This window comes from Cupriavidus plantarum, assembly GCF_905397285.1.
GTDB lineage: Bacteria > Pseudomonadota > Gammaproteobacteria > Burkholderiales > Burkholderiaceae > Cupriavidus > Cupriavidus plantarum.
The window spans coordinates 1,298,855-1,316,542 of record NZ_CAJPUX010000002.1; the positions used below are offsets into that span (position 1 = coordinate 1,298,855).

General features: G+C 63.4%; 16 protein-coding genes. 7 read left to right on the forward strand and 9 right to left on the reverse strand.

Annotation, left to right across the window (positions count from 1 at the left end; genetic code table 11):
- Positions 1-11: 11 nt before the first annotated feature.
- From KHP16_RS14560 to KHP16_RS14570, 3 genes are all read left to right on the forward strand, one after another.
- A complete protein-coding gene (locus KHP16_RS14560; protein WP_211960513.1) occupies positions 12-338 on the forward strand; it encodes a hypothetical protein in 327 nt (108 codons plus the stop codon).
- A 152-nt stretch (positions 339-490) separates the two neighbouring features.
- Positions 491-1,393: a TIR domain-containing protein gene (locus tag KHP16_RS14565; RefSeq protein WP_211960514.1), complete on the forward strand. Its 903-nt coding sequence runs from the start codon at positions 491-493 to the stop codon at positions 1,391-1,393.
- Complete coding sequence (locus KHP16_RS14570; RefSeq protein ID WP_211960515.1) at positions 1,393-1,926, forward strand: restriction endonuclease; 534 nt, start codon at positions 1,393-1,395, stop codon at positions 1,924-1,926. Before KHP16_RS14565 ends, KHP16_RS14570 begins: the two co-directional genes overlap by 1 nt.
- 594 nt (positions 1,927-2,520) lie before the next feature.
- Here KHP16_RS14570 and KHP16_RS14575 read toward each other — a convergent pair.
- Both KHP16_RS14575 and KHP16_RS14580 read right to left on the reverse strand, forming a co-directional pair.
- Complete coding sequence (locus tag KHP16_RS14575; RefSeq protein WP_211960516.1) at positions 2,521-3,435, reverse strand: AbiJ-NTD4 domain-containing protein; 915 nt, start codon at positions 3,433-3,435, stop codon at positions 2,521-2,523.
- Between the two features lie 1,226 nt (positions 3,436-4,661).
- Positions 4,662-5,903, reverse strand: a complete 1,242-nt coding sequence (locus tag KHP16_RS14580; protein ID WP_211960517.1) for an MFS transporter — start codon at positions 5,901-5,903, stop codon at positions 4,662-4,664.
- A 202-nt stretch (positions 5,904-6,105) separates the two neighbouring features.
- On the opposite strand from KHP16_RS14580, the gene KHP16_RS14585 reads away from it, so the two are divergent.
- On the forward strand, positions 6,106-6,564 hold the full coding sequence (locus KHP16_RS14585) for a phosphate-starvation-inducible protein PsiE (protein ID WP_373561966.1): 459 nt from the start codon (positions 6,106-6,108) through the stop codon (positions 6,562-6,564).
- 5 nt (positions 6,565-6,569) lie between these two features.
- Here the strand turns inward: KHP16_RS14585 and KHP16_RS14590 are convergent, their stop codons facing one another.
- Positions 6,570-7,484, reverse strand: coding sequence for a LysR family transcriptional regulator (locus tag KHP16_RS14590; protein WP_211960518.1), 915 nt, complete (start codon positions 7,482-7,484; stop codon positions 6,570-6,572).
- Positions 7,485-7,601: 117 nt separating this feature from the next.
- On the opposite strand from KHP16_RS14590, the gene KHP16_RS14595 reads away from it, so the two are divergent.
- Positions 7,602-8,348, forward strand: a complete 747-nt coding sequence (locus KHP16_RS14595; RefSeq protein ID WP_109584160.1) for an SDR family oxidoreductase — start codon at positions 7,602-7,604, stop codon at positions 8,346-8,348.
- A gap of 6 nt (positions 8,349-8,354) precedes the next feature.
- Here the strand turns inward: KHP16_RS14595 and KHP16_RS14600 are convergent, their stop codons facing one another.
- Entirely contained in the window at positions 8,355-11,090 is a 2,736-nt protein-coding gene (locus KHP16_RS14600) for an aminotransferase class I/II-fold pyridoxal phosphate-dependent enzyme (protein WP_244835807.1), read from the reverse strand.
- 195 nt (positions 11,091-11,285) lie between these two features.
- On the opposite strand from KHP16_RS14600, the gene KHP16_RS14605 reads away from it, so the two are divergent.
- A complete protein-coding gene (locus tag KHP16_RS14605) occupies positions 11,286-12,902 on the forward strand; it encodes a bifunctional aspartate transaminase/aspartate 4-decarboxylase (protein WP_179594300.1) in 1,617 nt (538 codons plus the stop codon).
- A 58-nt stretch (positions 12,903-12,960) separates the two neighbouring features.
- A complete protein-coding gene (aspT, locus tag KHP16_RS14610; protein WP_121492525.1) occupies positions 12,961-14,652 on the forward strand; it encodes an aspartate-alanine antiporter in 1,692 nt (563 codons plus the stop codon).
- On the opposite strand, the gene KHP16_RS14615 is transcribed toward aspT, so the two are convergent.
- From KHP16_RS14615 to KHP16_RS14635, 5 genes are all read right to left on the reverse strand, one after another.
- Positions 14,636-15,772, reverse strand: coding sequence for an AI-2E family transporter (locus tag KHP16_RS14615; RefSeq protein ID WP_211960519.1), 1,137 nt, complete (start codon positions 15,770-15,772; stop codon positions 14,636-14,638). The genes aspT and KHP16_RS14615 overlap by 17 nt on opposite strands.
- A 79-nt stretch (positions 15,773-15,851) precedes the next feature.
- On the reverse strand, positions 15,852-16,127 hold the full coding sequence (locus KHP16_RS14620; protein ID WP_179594298.1) for a hypothetical protein: 276 nt from the start codon (positions 16,125-16,127) through the stop codon (positions 15,852-15,854).
- A gap of 9 nt (positions 16,128-16,136) precedes the next feature.
- Positions 16,137-16,523, reverse strand: a complete 387-nt coding sequence (locus tag KHP16_RS14625; protein ID WP_244214775.1) for a hypothetical protein — start codon at positions 16,521-16,523, stop codon at positions 16,137-16,139.
- Positions 16,524-16,548: 25 nt separating this feature from the next.
- Complete coding sequence (locus KHP16_RS14630; RefSeq protein WP_115954430.1) at positions 16,549-17,118, reverse strand: hypothetical protein; 570 nt, start codon at positions 17,116-17,118, stop codon at positions 16,549-16,551.
- Positions 17,119-17,209: 91 nt separating this feature from the next.
- On the reverse strand, positions 17,210-17,668 hold the full coding sequence (locus KHP16_RS14635) for a glycine zipper domain-containing protein (RefSeq protein WP_115954519.1): 459 nt from the start codon (positions 17,666-17,668) through the stop codon (positions 17,210-17,212).
- Between the last annotated feature and the right edge of the window lie 20 nt (positions 17,669-17,688).

Below are 17,688 nucleotides of genomic sequence, written 5' to 3' on the forward strand. Positions count from 1 at the left end.
CAGGAACGGCCATGTCGCGTGGAATCCGTCACCTCTTTCTCAAAGAGACTTCTGCGCGCACCCTTTCGAACCTGCGTGCCCAAGGCGCCGATTTCGATTCGCGGGCCGCGTTGCTTGAGAAGGCATCGGCCCACTGGTTGCGCCACACCGCAGGTTCACACACGGCAAACGGCGACGTCGATCTGCGCTATGTACGCGACAATCTCATGCGGAAGACGCCGCCCCTCCATGACCCCACCCAACTGCACCACAAACTCGACTGGTATTATCGAGACCATGCTGCATGCTCGCCCCTCTCTTCTTTTGCCGGATTCCCATTGCATGCAATTTTCCGATAAGTCGAGAGGTTACGTGGTAGAGGTTCCGAAGGACACAGCGTCGCGGGTAACGCGTGGGTTGCCCGTACTAACCCGCACTGGAGCGAGACATAGTTCCGCCCTATTTCCTACGACCTGCGACAAACAACGCATTCTTCAATGTATGGTGCCACATGCCGGATAAACTGATTCAACGATATCATCGTTGCTATATTTCGGCGCCTTTCGGCCTTGACCTGGGGCGTCTTCCAGAACTCCTGGCAGATCGCCAAATATCCTGGGAATGGGCAAAGAGCGGTGTCCATGAACGCTACGATGCGATGGCCGGTATTAAAGACGCCGACTTCGCCCTCGTAGTAATGAACGGCACCAACGCGGACATTCACGGTGCGTTTGATACGGGAATCGCTATGGGTCTCGGTAAGCCCGTCTTCCTGATCAAAACCGGTGCTGGACCGCTTCCGATCGACCTCAATCACCTCCTCATTGTGGAATCGGGACTCGAAAACGCGGATGCACTCGGCTTCCATCTCGATGCTTTTTTGGCAACGCCGCCAACGCCCGCCTCGCCACTGGCGACCGAAGACATTGAACGATCCAAACTTCAGCTATGGCATCGCACGACGAAATTGCGACTGCCGCAACTTCATGGCGACGCTGGAACAGCACTAGAGAAACGTGTCTTCGATGCCGTAACCGCTGCGGGTGGGTCTCCGATCTCAGAACCGACGCATCATGCGGGCAATATGCTTGGCTCAAAGTTTCGGCCCGACTTCCTTGCATGGCTGGGGCATGTCGAACCGGAACTGTTGAATCCTGTCGTGATCGAAGTGAAAATCCGATTTGATCCGCAACGAGGGCGGCAACTAGAGGAACAATTGTTGACTTTCATGCAGGCATCACGCCTTCGCATGGCGTTAGTCGTAACAGAGGTCCCACCTCCGCATCGGGAGCAGCAACTTTCGCCCAACATCCTGTGGCTGCCGATTGCCGATTTCGAGGCGCTACTTAGCTCCGGAGAGCTTGGCACCTATGTGCGAGAAACGCGCGCGCGCATCGCACATGGAGCGCGCTAATGGCGATGATCGACCATATGGACATTGCCGCTCGGCTTGCAGCCGGCGATGCGGGCAACACAGCGATAAAGGGTGAAGCCCTTGAGACGGTGGTCGCCTCGACATTTTGCCGGCTTGACGGTGTTGGGCTCATCAAAAGAAATATTGTTGACAATGCAGGTTCCCTCGAGATCGACATACTGCTCTACAACCTGCGGCATCCGGCTGGGCTGCCTTTCCTTCCCAATCATCTGATCGTCGAATGCAAAAACTGGCAAGCCCCGGTGAATGCTGCGACCCTGACGGTCTTCACGGGGAAGCTGCATAAATTCCGGGTTGACGTTGGCATCCTAGTGGCTGCAAACGGCATCACCGGTGACGCAAACGACCGCACCGCGGCACACGCTCACCTACGAAGCGTTTTCGATCGCGACGGGCTGAAAGTCATTGTGATTACCCGGGGCGAGCTTGAGGGGCTGCGCGACACCGACGACCTTAGCGTACTCATGCGGGATAAATACGGCGATTGCATTATGGGTGCTGATCAGTTCTAGTCTGCTGGAAGCCGGCCAGCCATCGAAATTACACCCCCGTTCAGGAAAGTCCCGTGAAGTTTTCCTTTCGCGACTTTCGTGAGTTGCTAAGGGAACTACTCCTTGCCAGAACGCCTGCCGTCACACGGGGGCATCCCCCAACACCTGCAAGGTGACCAAGCCTCGCTCTTGGGGCAGGTGCTGCCGTGGCAGGCGGGATCTAAGACCGGCGCATCGAGTACGACACCGAGCGGCCTCATACCTCGCTCGGCTACCTGACCCCTGAGCAATTTGCCCAGGGACAGGCAAAGTTTTTAACCCCCGGACTCTAATCGCATGCCGTGGCGCGACGCAGGAACGCGCGATTGTCCGCGTGGGCGACGTCGAGCTGCTGAAGCGCGCGCGTGATGGCGAGCAGTCCCGCGTCGGCAAAAGCGGTGGGCGTACGGGGCCAAATAGACGTAAGCTAGGACGCCGATAGTGCCTCCTTTTCAGAACGATTAGCCGCATCAGTAATCGGTAGGATTTGTCATTATCTCAATAATGACGACGCTTTCCCCTGGGGAGGTCATTGGCATAGTGGGACGGAGCGACGCTATCCCAGATGAGGCCGGGTCAGAACGGAATCTCGACTTCCAAGCCATTTGCCAGATCGACGAGATAGATGATCTGGGATGCACAAACAGCTAGCAGATACTCGGTAAGCTCGGGCGTCGCTTTACCGCCGGTTCCGCCGCCATGCCCTATCCCGTCGCCTCCACTACGGAATGCATAGACGCCAGTCAGCGTTTGGCAGATCGCCTTCGGTACCGCAACCTCTGTCGCCGAACCGAGCCATTTGGTGAGCTCGCCCAATGTCGAAGCTTTCGCCGCGGGAAATAATGCCTTACCGGCTGCCTCAACCGCACACACCGCCTCCTTCACGGCGTTTTCATAATCAGGACGCGTAGGATGCCGGAAAAACTGCAGGGACTTATCAAAGTGCCTGCGTGCGCTCAATAAGCGGCTGTCACCTAGCACTACCTGCGATCTTGCTGTTCGTTCAACGGTGTGCTTTCTCCCGCGGCGCAGAACGGCGCCCTCTATGAATTCATAGGCAAGACTTTCCTCGTGGAAAAGTCGCTGAAGCTCGGTTGCGATGTATGCCTGAACGTCGCCTCGTGAGACGTCCACGACATACTGTGCGAAGCCTTCTTCGTGGCCGACTTCCTGCGGGAGATGGTTGTGCAAACGTTCACAGAAATCAAAAACCTTTTCCCACGACAGCTGCTGTTCGAGGGTGAATTTCGCGTCTTCCTTTGCCTCGTTGCAGCTATCGACTCTGGAAGCGTCGTATGCAACGGGGGAACGGCGCGCGATTCGATTCAACTCACGAGCTATCACTGTCCAATCAGGAACATACGCTCGCTCAACCAGATCGAAAAGTAGATGCAGCAGGCCCGTTCGCGCCGATGCAGGAAAATCGCCATCGACTTGCATATGTAACTCTCTCGCTCGTGATGAGAATGGCGGCTTGATCAAGGATTTCATGGTGTTTTGCTATCGATGTTGCGCGGATGAAGAATCGTCTACGATCAGACATTGCGCCGAGCGTCCTCGCAGAAGGCATGCTCAAGTTACCCTACGTAAGCTGGCGCCGGCCACACCGCGTCCAGTGCGCTCCGGCAGGTTCTTCAAACCATTCGGTTCCTCCATCTCCCTCACGGGCCGGGGCACGGCCTCTGAAGAGAGTTTGTGTAGAACTTTCTCGCCTCGGTAGCATGCCTCGCGACTACCCGCCGCAACGAAGGACTTCGTGAAATCTACGGGTTCAGCGAAGACGACGGCGCGAGCGTGGAAGTCATTGGCGACACCAATCTTCATAAAGGGCTCCGACCGGTGCATCAAGAGATAAAGCCAGCAGTCTCTCTCTTCAAACATCGAACTTCCTTTCGTGCATACCGGAAATCTTGTCGGCCAACACACCGCCTCCGTGACTTCGCCGAGCGGTATTCTCCAAAGGGACGGGACCAGACAACTCACGCCACATTTGCGATTCCAAGCTGTTGCGCGACCGCATTGTTGAGTCGATCTCGTCTTGATACGTCTTAATAGAGACCACCAAAAGCTGTACTTCACGTACGCTATCGAAAACATCCGGCCCCGGGACGCGTTCTCGACCAGCCGGGGGCTGGATATACCCCATGCCCCCCGACTGGCTAGCTCCGCCGCCGTCTAGATGCAGAGATGCACGGTGACGCTGGCGTTCTCCACGATATCAGTTGGGATCTGCGGTATTCAAGGCGTCGTCATCGTCATACTGTGCCACCGCATTCACCCGCGCAACGAAGTCGTCGATTGTCATATCAAGGGTCGTTGTACGCCAAAGCTCACGCGATGAGACGGTAGCGGTCGCTGATCTGCCTGCCGGCAGCCTCGCCCCACGTTTCGACACAAGGGATTCCCGCGTAGTCGACTCGTTTGACAAACGCTTAGGGTGATTCTGACGAAGCCTATGGTCTATGGTGTTCGATTTTTGTCCGCTCCGCTACCAAATCTCTTCGGAACTCTTGCTTTAGTTTCCGCGCCGCTGAGGCCACACGGTTTTTCACAGCGAAAGTCCGAAGCTTATCCGCCCCCCAATGTGCCGCGATCGCCAGCCACCTCGACAGAAGTTTCCACGACTTCATAGAAATCGCTTGTCTTGATAATCCTGATTATCTCTACCGATACTTTAAGAACGGAAAAATGCACCGCGAAACCAGAGCAAAACGAAATCATGGCGCATCGAACGACGCCGCCGTCTCGGACGGCTGCCCTCGCGCGCTGAGGGCGAGGAGCAGGATGGCGGCCGCCGCGAGCAGGCCGCCGCATAACGCAAAAGCGAGGTGGAAGCGCCCTGTCGCCGCCACGATGTACCCCGTGACGATTGGCGACAGCAGCCCGAAGACATTCCCGACCGCGCTGACGAAGCCGACCGCGAGACCGACGTCGCGCGCATCTGTCGTCAGGTCGTTGATGAGCGTGAGATTCAGCGACACGGCCGACGCGCATGCCGCCAGCGACAGCGTGATCACGAGCACGATGGCGTACAGATGGTCGAGCAGCGGCACGCTCGCCACGATGCCGGCGGCGAACAGTGCGGCGGCTACCCAGAACCTGCGCGTGCCGCGCGTCAGATCCGCCGGCATGCAGGCGTCGCTGAGCTTGAGCACCAGCAGTACGATCATGCCGGCGCATAGGTAGGCGCCGCCAAGCAGCAGCCCTGTCTCGGTGATCGACAGCGATTGCTCCATCTGCAGGTAGCCCGGCAACCACGCGACGAACAACTGGGTCGAGAACCCTGCCCCGCCGTGGGCGACGGCGATCGCGCGGAGGTTTGGCGACCGCACCACGGACAGTAGTCCCGCCGGCCTGCTCGGCCGCGCCCGCGATGGATCGGCGTCCGGGGGCTGCCGGGGCGGAACGCCTTGCACGCCATGCTGACGATGCCAGCCCACCCACAACGCGAGCCAGATAAAACCGATGAGCCCCGTCGCGACGAAAGCCATACGCCACGAGAACGCGTGAATCATCCACGTGAGCGCCACCGCGCCAATGGCTGGACCGAAGAGGCTGCCGCTATGCAGCACGCCGGTCGCAAAGCCCCATCGCGTGTCGCCAACGTAGTCGCGGATCGTGCGCGTCCCGGTCGGATAGGTCACGGCGGCGCAGAGTCCGGCAGCCATGCGGCCTACGAGGATCGACCCGAAACTCCACGCCAGGGCAAGGGAGGCGCTGGCGACCGACAGCAGCCCGATCCCCACGCCGCCGACCCGGTATGCCCCGAGACGCCCGACAAGTCCCCCGATGGGGATCAACGCGAGGAAGTACAGCCAACCGAACGACGAGAGCAGATAACCCATCGCCACGGGCGACAGGTCGAACTCGCGGGCGACCGCCGCGGCCGCCAGCGGAAGCGCGGCGCGATCCACGTAGAGGATCGCGGTCAAAGCGAATAACAGGAAGTAAATTCGCATGGGGCACCGCCAGGGATAGTGGCCGCTATATTGCCATCGGGTATCCAACCCCGTGCGGGAGAATATTCCGCGGTGGGGCGCCACGCATGCTGGTGTCCGAACGCTGGTGTGCGAATGCGAAATCCTGTCGCATGTAGCGCAACCCGACCCCGAAAGCCGCCGCCATCATGACGTGAACAGATAGACAGGTGGACAGGCAGGAATCGTGAAGAACTCCGATCGCGGGTCGTCGCCCGAGCGCTTTGTGCGCGCGCGGCTGCAGGGCATTCTTAGCGCGGTGGAAGTCGTGGGCCTGATGGTGATCGGCCTGGCCACCATCCTCGCGATGGCGCAGGAAGGATGGAAAATCATCGGGCAGGGCGAGGTGTCGATCACCGACCTGCTGCTGATGTTCCTGTACCTCGAGGTGCTTGCCATGGTGGGCCGGTATCTCAAGCTGGGGGAACTGCCCGTGCGGTTTCCGCTGTATATCGCGATGGTGTCGCTCGCGCGCGATCTGATCCTGCGCTTCGGCGAGGTCACCGAATTCCATCTGCTGGCCCTCTGCGCGGGCATCGTGATGCTGGCCTGCGGCGTGCTGATCCTCCGCTTCAGCCAGACGCGCTTTCCGCTGCCCGACGACAACGATGCGGGGCATGCGGACCAGAATGGCGGGCCTTGAAGCCGTTAGGGCCGAGCTGCCTGCGCACCGGGGTCCGCCAACGCCCTGACGAGGGCGTCGAAAATTACCCTCACACGCTTTGGCACGGGGCCGGTCTGCGGCCGATACACGCACAGGTCCCACGGCTCCGGCGCAAACGGCTGCAATACCGGCACCAGCTCGCCGGCGGCGATATGCCTGTCGGCCAGGAACCCCGCGATCTGCCCGAACGCCAGTCCCGATAACACGGCATCGCGTTCGGCCTCCGAGTCGTTGCTCGAGAAGACCGGCTGCGCGGGCGTAAAGCGCTGGCCGCCCTTGAAGAGCCACGGCCACGGCCGCCCCGTCGTGACGTCGTGCATGACCGTCGTCGGCAGGACGGCAAGGTCGCGCACATGCGTGGGCAGTCCGACCCGCTCGATCAACGCCGGCGTGCCCACCACATGAAACGCATGCTTGGCGACCTTCCGCGCCACGAAGCGGCTATCGCGCAGCAGGCCGAACCGCACGCCGATATCGATGCGCTCGTCGATGACATGCGCGGGGGTGTCGCTCAGATCGAGGTCGATCCGCAGCCCGGGATGCCGCATGGCGACGTCGGCCACGATGGGCACCATCCCGATGCGGCCCAGCGCCTTCGGGGCCGTCAGATGGACCACCCCCTCGAACTCCGCGTTCTGCCGCTGGCCCTGTGGCGCGAAGAGCAGATCGACCTGCCGCAGGCTCTCTCCCGCGCGGCTGGCCAGTTGCTCGCCGAAGTCCGTGATGCGGATCTGACGGGTATTGCGGTGGAAGAGCATTTCCCCTTGCAGCCGCTCGAGTTCCTGAATCGCGCGTGTGACCGCCTGCGGCGAAATGCCGAGGTGGATCGCGGCCTGCTTGAAGCTGCCGGTCTCCGCGGCAGCCATGAAGATGCGGAGCATTTCCAGGCGATTGAGCATGACGATCTCGATTCCATTTTTTGGAATTATGAAATCTCAACGTTTCCATTTCAAGAAATAGTCGCCGCACCAATACTAGGCTCCATCGCAACGATGAATTCCCTTCAGGAGCCGAACATGAGCAGCAACAACATCGCAGGAAAAGTCGTCGTCATCACCGGCGCCAGCAGCGGCCTGGGCGAAGCGACCGCCCGTCACCTGTCCGCGCTCGGCGCGACCGTCGTGCTCGCGGCGCGCCGCGTGGAACGGCTGGCGAGCATCGCGGCGGATATCCGCGCGGCGGGCGGCTTCGTCGAGGTCGTGCCCACGGACGTCACGAAACAGGCCGATGTGCGCCTGCTGATCGAGACCGCCGTGAAGGCATTCGGCAAGGTGGACGTGCTGATCAACAACGCCGGGCTGATGTCGATCGCCCCGATGAGCGAGGTCAAGGTCGACGAGTGGGACCGCATGATCGACATCAACGTCAAGGGCGTGCTCTACGGCATCGCCGCCGCGCTCCCGGTGTTCCAGAAGCAGGGGCATGGGCACTTCATCAACATCGCGTCGGTGGCCGGCGTCAAGGTCTTCAGCCCCGGCGGGACGGTCTACAGCGGCACCAAATTCGCGGTGCGCGCGATTTCCGAAGGCCTGCGGCACGAGGTAGGCGCATCGATCCGCACGACGACGATCGAGCCGGGCGCGGTGGATTCGGAGCTCCAGCACGGCAGCTCCCACGAGGAGAGCGCGAAGTTCGTCAAGGACTTCTACAAGCTCGCCATCCCCTCGTCCGCCGTGGCGCGCGCGATCGCCTATGCCATCGAACAGCCCGCCGATGTCGACATCAACGAGATCGTGCTGCGCCCGACCGCGCAGGAGTTCTGATAGCGGTCACCGGCCGAGTGCCTCCGGCCGGATCAGTTCGAGCCCGCGCGCGGCGTTGAAGCCGTGGATCTCCTTGACGTCGAGCTTGCGCATGAACGCGATGGTCTCGGGCGTAATGACCTGTCCCGGCACCATGATCGGGAAGCCGGGGGGATAGGGAATGACGAACTTGGCGGACACGAGCTCCGGCCCCTCGGCCAGCCGCTGGTCGATGCGCGGATCGTCCAGCCGGATGCATTCGCAGCATTCCGGGCGGTATGCGAGGTAGTACGCGGTCCGCATATCGCCCTCCGGCGTGCTGCTGCGCGGATCGCCGCGCAGCGCGTCGTGGAAGCGGCTGAAATTGGGCAGGTCGGGAACATCCTCGACCAGCGCCTTCACGCGCGCGGCAAACGCCGCGCGCTCGCCTTCCCCGCCCTCGTTCAACCGCCGGTCGATGTCGCGCGACAGATCCGTCAGCGCCTTGACCAGATGCGCAAGATCGCTGCGCGTGTTGTTGATGTTGATCTGCACGAGCACGCTGTTACGGGATGTCTTGTTGATCTGGATGTCGAACTTCTCCGCTAGCAGGCCCTTGAACTGCGTACCGTCGTAGCCCGCGCCGCCGCACAGCAGCGTGACGCGCGTGGGATCGAGAAAGAACTCGTCGTCGCGGAGCGCCTGCGCGGTGTCGGCGACGGTCTTGCCCGGCGCGGCATAGTCCGCGAAGCCGGAAAGCCGGTACTCCTCCGGAATCATTTCCGCCGGCGTCGCGGCCCGGAAGTACTTCGAGATCAGCGGATGCTGGTTGATCTCCTGCCGCAGCTCGATGGCCAGTTGCAGCGCGCGCTGCACGAGTTCATATCCCTCCAGTTCCATCTGCCGCCGCGCGAGATCGATCGACGCGATGATCTGCAGGTTTGGCGACGTGGAGGTATGCGTGAAGAAGGCCTCCTTGAACGGCGCCTCCACCCTGTGGAAGTCCTGATCGGCAACGACGATGATGGAACCCTGCCGGAGGGCCGACATCGACTTGTGCACGGAGTCGGTCTCGTAGACACGCACACGTGTGCGGTCCGGGTCCGGCAGCTGCTCCATGTCCAGACGGCGCGGATCGCTGTCCGGTATGTCGCGCACCGATGCCTTGAAGGAGGCGTAGCGATCGCGGTACGCGGGGTCCGCCAACATCGCGCGCACGTCGGCGGCGGCGCCCATGGCCGTGCGCATGCGCAGGAACGGCGAGAAGCGCGCATAGCCGAACCAGGCCTCGTCCCACAGGAAGATCAGATCCGGCTTGATGGCGAGGCATTCGAGCATCGTGCGGCGAACGTTGGCGATATGCCCGTCGAACGTGCAATTGGTGAGCACCAGCATCCTCGCGCGGTCGAGCTTGCCCTCGGCCTTGAGCGCGAGCAACGCCTGCTTGATGGGGCGAATGGCGAGGCTGCCGTACATCGAATACTGCGTCAGCGGGTAGGCATCGATATACAGCGGCTGCGCGCCCGCCAGCACCACGCCGTAGTGGTGCGACTTGTGGCAGTCGCGATCGATCAGCACGATGTCTCCCGGCGACAGCAGCGCCTGATGCACGATCTTGTTCGCGGTGGACGTGCCATTGGTCACGAAGAAGCTGCGATCGCCACCGAACGCGCGCGCGGCCTTGTCCTGCGCGACCTTGATGTTGCCGGTCGGCTCGAGCAGGCTATCGAGCCCGCCCGTCGTCGCGGAGGACTCGGCGAGGAACAGGTTGGCGCCATAGAACTCGCCCATGTCGCGGATCCAGTTCGACTTGAAGATCGATTTGCCGCGGGCCACGGGCAATGCGTGGAACGTGCCGATCGGCCGCTGCGCATAGCGCTTGAGGTTGTCGAAATACGGGGTCTCGTAGCGGTCTTTCACGCCGTCCAGCACGGCCAGATGGACTTCCATCGGCTCTTCCACGCCATAGAAGATGCGGCGCAGCGGCGCCGCGGCATCGGACCCCGCAAGGTGCCCCACGTCGCGATCGGTAGATAGATAGACGTCGAGCTCCGGACGGAGGCGGCGCAGCAATCGCGCCAGGGATACGCCGTTGTCGTCGACACCCTGTTGCGTCCCCACGGGCGTGTTGCGCGTGATGATCTCGCGCAATTCGGGCGACGTATGGGCGGAAGCAAATGGGAAGCCGTCGACGATGACCACGGCCTGCAGGTTGAAGTTGAAGATCGTGGCGAGCAGCGCGTCTTCGAACGAACCCGTCACCACGGGCTCGTACACAAAGGGGTCGTCGTCGCGGCGCAGCAACCGGAACGAAGCGCACAGGTCCTCCCACGCCGTACGCTCGCCGGGGGAGACGATCAGCACTTCGAAGTACGGCTTGCGGCTCTGTCCGTGGCCGATCGAGGGCGGCAGGAAGTCGGGCAGCCGCGCCTCGCCTTCTTCGTCGGCGAGCCACGCATCGCGCTGATCCCGATAGCTATTGGAGAGCAGCGCGTTGCTGATGCGTCCCACCAGGCGCGTCAACGCACTCCAGTCCTGCTGCGCGAGCCGCGCTTCCACCTGCGCGAAAAGCCGCGGTCCCGGGTAGCCGTTGAGCTGCTCCAGCGGGCGAAGTTCGTCGAGCAATGCCCGTGCCTGGGCGAGACAATCGTCAGCGGCCGCGGTGCCGTTCCCCATCGCGCGACTGACGCGGTGCAACGTGCGCCAGCGATCGATGCGGCCTTCCGATGCGGCAAGAAACTGATGCAGCCCGCGCGCCTCCGGGCGTACCCGATCCTGTTCCATGAATGGCCTCCTGTGCAAGGGGTTCCGATTCCCAAAGGAATCCGGTTTCGGATACCCACCATCACTTTGGATCGCTTTTGGGGCATTGCCATTGGACTTTGGACCCGTCTTCCGTCCCGATAGCCCTTTCGGCCAATTGAGCGTCACGCCGCCGCGACCTACGTTGAGTATCGGGAACATGACCGGAGACGCGCAATGAACAAGCGAGATACTTCAGAACTGGCGAGCCTGTCGCCGTTCGAACTCAAGGACGAACTGATCAAGCTGGCCGGCAGTGCATCGAACCGGCTCATGCTCAATGCCGGCCGCGGCAATCCGAACTTCCTTGCGACCGTGCCGCGCCACGGTTTCTGGCAGCTCGGCCTGTTCGCGATGATCGAATCGGAGCGGTCGTTCTCCTATTTGTCCTCGGGGGTCGGCGGATTCCCGCGGCGCGCCGGCATCGAAGAACGCTTCGACCTGTTCCTGCGCGCGCATCACGACGTGCCCGGCGTGTCGTTCCTCGCGGGGGCCGTGTCGTATGTGCGAGACCAGCTGGGGCTGGATGGCGGCGATTTCCTCTACGAGATGTGCGAGGGCATCCTGGCCTGCAACTATCCCGTGCCGGACCGCATGCTTCGGCTGACGGAAAAGATCGTCAAGCAGTACATCCGGCGCGAGATGATCGGGAAACATCCGTTCGTCGGCGACTTCGACCTCTATGCGGTCGAGGGCGGCACGGCGGCGATGACGTACCTGTTCTCCTCGATGCGCACGAATCATCTGCTCAATCCGGGCGACACGATCGCCCTAGGCAAGCCGATCTTCACGCCTTACATCGAGATTCCGGAACTTGCGGAGTACCAGTTGCACGAGATCGCGATCGATGCGGATCCGGCCGGCGGCTGGCAGTACCCGAAGCAGGAACTCGACAAGCTGCGCGACCCCAAGGTCAAGGCGTTCTTCCTCGTCAACCCGAGCAATCCGCCATCGGTCCGCGTGAGCGACGAGAGCCTCGCCTACATCGCGGAGATCGTGAAGGAGCGGCCGGACCTGATCATCCTGACCGACGACGTCTACGGGACCTTTGCCGACAACTTCGTCTCGCTCTTTGCCATGTGCCCGTACAACACGATTCTCGTGTACTCGTACTCGAAGTACTTCGGCGCCACGGGCTGGCGGCTCGGCGTCATTGCCACGCACAAGACGAACCTGCTCGACCATGCGATCGCGAAGCATCCAAAGGATATCGCGGGCGCCCTGAACACCCGCTACGCGTCTATTACCACCACGCCCGAGAAGCTGCTGTTCATCGACCGCGTCGTCGCGGACAGCCGCACCGTGGCGCTCAACCACACCGCGGGCCTGTCCACGCCGCAGCAGGTGCAGATGGTGCTCTTCTCCCTGTTCTCGCTCATGGACACGGCCGAGACGTACAAGAACACCATGAAGCAGCTGATCCGCAGCCGCAAGGCGGCCCTCTACCGCGGCATGGGCGCGGCGCTCGAGGCACCCGACGCGAATGTCGTCGATTACTACACGCTGCTGGATGTGGAACAGATGAGTCGCGAGGTCGGCCCGGAGTTCGTCGCGTGGCTGCTCGAATCGATCCAGCCGCATGAATTGCTGTTCCGGCTGGCCGAGGAAGCGGGGGTGGTACTGCTCCCCGGTGGCGGCTTCGGGACGCGACATCCGTCGGGGCGCGTGTCGCTGGCGAATCTCAACGAGGAGGACTACGTCAAGATCGGGCGCTCGGTACGGAAACTGCGGGACGAGTATCTCGAGCGCTATCGGGCGTCGAATGGAAAGGGGTCGAAGGCCAGAAAAACCTGAGCAAGGACGCGGAGCCGCCCCAAGAAAAGCACAACGACAACAACGATGAGGTGAGATCATGACCTGGTTCGTCAACACGCTGCGGGCCTACCCCGAGATTGCCATCTTCCTGGCGCTCGGCCTCGGCTACTGGATCGGCGGCAAGAGCTTCAAGGGGTTCAGTCTGGGCGCGGTCACGTCCACGCTGCTTGTCGCCATCGCGATCGGCATCCTCGGCGTCAAGATCTCCGCGAACGTGAAGTCGGTCTTCTTCCTGATGTTCCTGTTCGCGGTGGGCTATGGCGTGGGCCCGCAGTTCGTTCGCGGCATCGCGCGGGATGGCGTGCCGCAGGCCATTTTCGCGGTGGTGATGGCGCTGCTGTCGCTCGGCGCGGCCCTCGCCGCCGCGCTGATGGCGGGATACGACCTGGGCTCCGCCGCAGGCCTGTTCGCCGGCTCGCAGACCATCTCCGCATCGATGGGCCTCGCCACGGACGCCATCAATCGCCTGGGACTGACGCCCGAGGAGACCAAGGCGATGCTCGATGGCATGCCCATCGCCTACGCGGTGAGCTATATCTTCGGGACGGTCGGTTCAGCCATCATCCTCGCGCAGATCGGGCCGAAGCTGCTCGGCATCGATCTGCCGGCGGCCTGCAGGGAGTACGAGAAGATGCTCGGCGCTGGCGGCTCCGGCGGCGAGGCGGGAACGGAGTGGCACGAGTTCGAGGTCCGGGCCTATTCCGTGGCGCCGGACAGCGTCTTCATCGGCAAGCCGATCGGCGAGCTCGAGGCGGGCACGCGCGACGGCGTGCGGGCGTTCGTCGAACGCATCCGGCGCGACGGCAAGATCATCGAGGTGGAACAGGACACGCGCATCCAGGCCAACGACATCGTGGCCATCGGGGGCAAGCGCGACCAACTGATCCTGCGGCTCGGCCCCAGCGGCCGCGAGGTGCAGGACGCGGAGCTGCTCGACATCCCCACCGAGGGCGTCGACATCTACATCACTAACAAGTCGGTCGACGGCAAGGCGCTCGAGGAACTCGCGCGCTGGCCGGGGGCGCGCGGCGTGTTCCTCCGCAAGATCAAGCGCGGCCCCACCGAGACCGTGATCCCGGTGCTCCCGAAGACCAGGCTGTATCGCGGCGACGTGATCACGGTGGTGGGCCGTACGCAGGACATCAACGCCGCGGCACGCAACCTCGGATATGTCGATCGCCCCACCACGGTGACGGATGTCGCATTCGTGTCGCTGGCGATCTTCGTCGGCGCGCTGATCGGCGCCGTGGTGATCAACGTCGCCGATATCCCGCTGACGATCTCCACGGCGGGCGGCGCGCTGATCGCGGGCATCATCTTCGGCTGGTTCCGCGCCATTCATCCCACGTTCGGCCGTATTCCGGAGCCCACGCTATGGTTCATGAACTCCGTGGGCCTCAACATGTTCATTGCCGTGGTCGGCATTTCGGCGGGGCCTGGCTTCGTCGCGGGTCTGCAGAAACTCGGCATCAGCCTCTTCCTGTGGGGCATCTTCGCCACCGCCGTGCCGCTCGTGCTGGGCATGCTGATCGCCAAGTACGTGTTCCGCTTCCACCCCGCGCTGATCCTCGGCATCTGCGCGGGCGCGCGCACGACCACGGCCGCGCTGGGCATGGTCTGCGACGCGGCCAGGAGCCAGGTGCCGGGCCTCGGGTATACCGTGACCTACGCGGTAGGCAACACGCTGCTGACGATCTGGGGGATGGTCATCATCATGATTCTCGCGTGAGCGCCCGTCCGGCGGCGGGCGTCTGCTCGTCCGCGGGCGGCACGTCTTCCACCCGCACCTCGTCGACCCATTGCCAGAACAGCTGATAGGCGACGGCGAGCGCCACCGGGCCGACGAACAGGCCGATGACGCCGCCGCTGATCATGCCCCCCAGCGCGCCGATCAGCACCACCGGCATCGGCACCGCGACACCCCGGCCCAGCACCATCGGCTTGAGCACGTTGTCGACGAGTCCGGCGACGAAGATATACACGGCGAACGCGACGTTGCCCGTGCTCGCGCCGTCGGTGGCGAACACAAAGATGATCACCGGAATGGTCACCAGCGAGGCCGGCAGCTGCATGATGCCGAGCAGCAGGACGGCCAGCGCGAGCAGGCCGGCACCGGGCACGCCCTTGATCACGAAGCCGATGCCGATGAGCAGCATCTGGATGAATGCGATGCCGATCACGCCCTGCGCTACCGCGCGAATGGTCGCCGTGCACAGCGCGAGGATGACGGGCCCGCGCTCCGGTCCCGAGATCCGTGATGCGATTCGAGACGCGGCCTGTGCACCGCCCTCTCCATAGGCCATGAAGATGCCCGCGACGACGAGCGCGCCGACGAACACCATCAATCCCGCCCCAAGGCCGCCTACCGCGCCGATCACGGTGACGCCGAGCGCCTTGATCTGCGGCGTGAGCTTCTGCATGACCGCCGTGGCATCCGTGGACGCAAGCAGCCAGAAGTCATAGATGCGCTGGCCGACCACCGGCCACTGCGCCACCGACTCCGAGGGCGGCGGGATGCGAAGCTCGCCACTGCGGGCGATCGCCATCGCGTGCTCGCCCGACTCGATCAGCGCGGTCCCGAGCAGATAGGTCGGTACCAGCACTACCGCGATGACCAGCACGATCAGCAGCGTCGCGGTGCGTCCATGCCCGGCAAGGATCCGGCGTTGCAGGCGCCGATGCAGGGGATACAGCGTGATCGCCAGGATGACGGACCAGACGATGAGGTCGAGGAATGGCCGGAAGATCTCAAAACAGAACACGGCCAGCAGCGCGATGAGGCTGAAGCGGATATAAACGTCGATCAGCGTGCGCGATACGCGCGCGACAGGAAACATTGACCGCGACATGGCCGCCCCCCTTGCTCACTGACTTGCTCACTGGCTTGCTCACTGGCTAACTCGATCGCTCGCTGGCGCAATCGCCGGCTCAGGAATGCGCATGACGCCGCCAGCGCGCGGCCGCCATCATTATCGCGCCGATCAGTGCCAGTGCAAGGCAGCCCAGCAGCCAGTCGTACGCCGGCACGTTGACGAGGTAACGCGTTGGCGCCTCGGACAGCCGGATCATCTGCACTTCCAGATCGAGCGCGACGCGTATCAGGTTGATCCGCTCCGGCATGCGGCCGCTCGGCTCGCTGAAGAACACGCCGAGTGCCGCCAGCCCGCATGCCGCGCCGATGAACCACAGTCCGATCCTGTACATGGCGCGCCGTCAGTCCTTGAGCAGGGTCTTCTTCCAGCTGCCATCCGCCTGCAGGCAGTACCAGCCGCGCCACCGTTCCGGCTGCCGGCCCGCCTGCTTCAGTTCCGTCCGCACCTGTCTGCAGCGCTGCCCCGACTCCATGCGCGTCTTCAGCGGCGTGATGGTGCCTTCCGTGACCTTGCCGGCGTCGTTGGGCGGCAGCTTGATCGGCACCGAGGTACCGTCCTGCGAATCGTTCATCACGCGCCCGAACGTGCTCGTCAGCTCGTCGGTACCGGCCTTGCCCAGCGTGCCGACGATGGTGCCGTTCAGGAAATGATCGAAGTACGCGTGCGCCGGCGCCGCGGTCCCCAGGGCGGCCGCGACCGCGGCCAACACGATAACGCGCTGCTTCACGATTGGCTCCCTCTTCCGTCCACCGCTATTTCCCGGTGCCCGGCTCCACCTTGATGGCGACCGCCTCGGTATAGACAGCCTGCACGCGGTCGCCCTGCTTGACGTCCTGCAACTGCGCGGGATCGGACACGTGGAGGTCCATCACGCGCCCGCGCGGCCCCTTGACCGTAACCGTCTGCGCCGACGGGTTGACCGCCACGACCTGCGCGACAACCGTGACCTCACGGCCCATCGTGCCGCCAGGCTTGGCGCCCGGCTCCGACCGTTCCGAAATCTCGCGTTCCTTCATGCTCGCATCGCCCGCGCCCTTCTTGAGGCTCACGGTCAACGCTTCCTGATAGGACACGGTGACCTTGTCGCCGACGCGGAGCTGCTCGAAGTTGCGTGCTTCGGGACCGACCGTCATATCCAGGACGCGTCCCTGCGGCGTCTTCAGCGTGAGGTGCCGCTTCGGCGCGTCGATCGCGGTGATGGTGGCCACGGCGGTAGCCGTCGCGGTCGCCGTCGCCTGCCCTGGCGAGCGCGTCACGTCGCTTTTGACATCGGGCTGCGCGATCGCCGCGGACCAGACCGCCGCCGCCAGCAGCGGCACCATGAAGCGCAGACCACGTCGTGGGTCGTGTCGTGTTGGCATGTGACCTCCTTGTCGAAAACGTAAGACATCGTGGCGCCGCCGGCCCCGCCGGTCAGCGTATCGAATAGCCTCGCCCCTCCATGCAGGCGCCGTACGCGCGGTAATACGTGTCCATGGCGCCGGCCGACTGCGCCTGCGCGTTGGCCTCGGCATTGCGCTTGTTCTGGCGGGCCCGCGCGCCGCCGGCCATGGTGCCGACCGCCGCGCCGGCCGCGGCGCCCTTGCCCGCATCGCCCGCGATGCCGCCGATCACGGCGCCGCCGAGGGCACCGCGCGCGGCGCCGCCCACCCGTTCGCCGCCGCCGACCGCGGGGCCGCCCTGCGGCGGCGGTGCGGTATTGGCCACGGCGGGGTCGATGCCCGTGTTCGACTTTGCCCACGCATAACAGGCGCCGTCGTCCTTCTGCTGTTGCTGCGCGCTCTGGCCCTTGGCCGGGTAGGCGACGGGCCGCTGCTGCGCCATGGCCGGTCCGCTAGCCATCATGGTCACCACCCACGAAACGGCCGTCATGCCAACGGCCAGTGTCCTTG

Excerpts from the sequence above, each read along its gene's own strand:
- KHP16_RS14575 (WP_211960516.1), bottom strand. The coding sequence starts at position 3,435 with ATGAAATCCTTGATCAAGCCGCCATTCTCATCACGAGCGAGAGAGTTA.
- KHP16_RS14590 (WP_211960518.1), bottom strand. The coding sequence starts at position 7,484 with ATGCTCAATCGCCTGGAAATGCTCCGCATCTTCATGGCTGCCGCGGAG.
- KHP16_RS14580 (WP_211960517.1), bottom strand. The coding sequence starts at position 5,903 with ATGCGAATTTACTTCCTGTTATTCGCTTTGACCGCGATCCTCTACGTG.
- KHP16_RS14570 (WP_211960515.1), top strand. The coding sequence starts at position 1,393 with ATGGCGATGATCGACCATATGGACATTGCCGCTCGGCTTGCAGCCGGC.
- KHP16_RS14635 (WP_115954519.1), bottom strand. The coding sequence starts at position 17,668 with ATGACGGCCGTTTCGTGGGTGGTGACCATGATGGCTAGCGGACCGGCC.
- KHP16_RS14615 (WP_211960519.1), bottom strand. The coding sequence starts at position 15,772 with ATGTCGCGGTCAATGTTTCCTGTCGCGCGCGTATCGCGCACGCTGATC.
- KHP16_RS14605 (WP_179594300.1), top strand. The coding sequence starts at position 11,286 with ATGAACAAGCGAGATACTTCAGAACTGGCGAGCCTGTCGCCGTTCGAA.
- KHP16_RS14620 (WP_179594298.1), bottom strand. The coding sequence starts at position 16,127 with ATGTACAGGATCGGACTGTGGTTCATCGGCGCGGCATGCGGGCTGGCG.
- KHP16_RS14600 (WP_244835807.1), bottom strand. The coding sequence starts at position 11,090 with ATGGAACAGGATCGGGTACGCCCGGAGGCGCGCGGGCTGCATCAGTTT.
- KHP16_RS14565 (WP_211960514.1), top strand. The coding sequence starts at position 491 with ATGCCGGATAAACTGATTCAACGATATCATCGTTGCTATATTTCGGCG.
- KHP16_RS14630 (WP_115954430.1), bottom strand. The coding sequence starts at position 17,118 with ATGGTGCCGCTGCTGGCGGCGGCGGTCTGGTCCGCGGCGATCGCGCAG.
- KHP16_RS14560 (WP_211960513.1), top strand. The coding sequence starts at position 12 with ATGTCGCGTGGAATCCGTCACCTCTTTCTCAAAGAGACTTCTGCGCGC.
- KHP16_RS14595 (WP_109584160.1), top strand. The coding sequence starts at position 7,602 with ATGAGCAGCAACAACATCGCAGGAAAAGTCGTCGTCATCACCGGCGCC.
- aspT (WP_121492525.1), top strand. The coding sequence starts at position 12,961 with ATGACCTGGTTCGTCAACACGCTGCGGGCCTACCCCGAGATTGCCATC.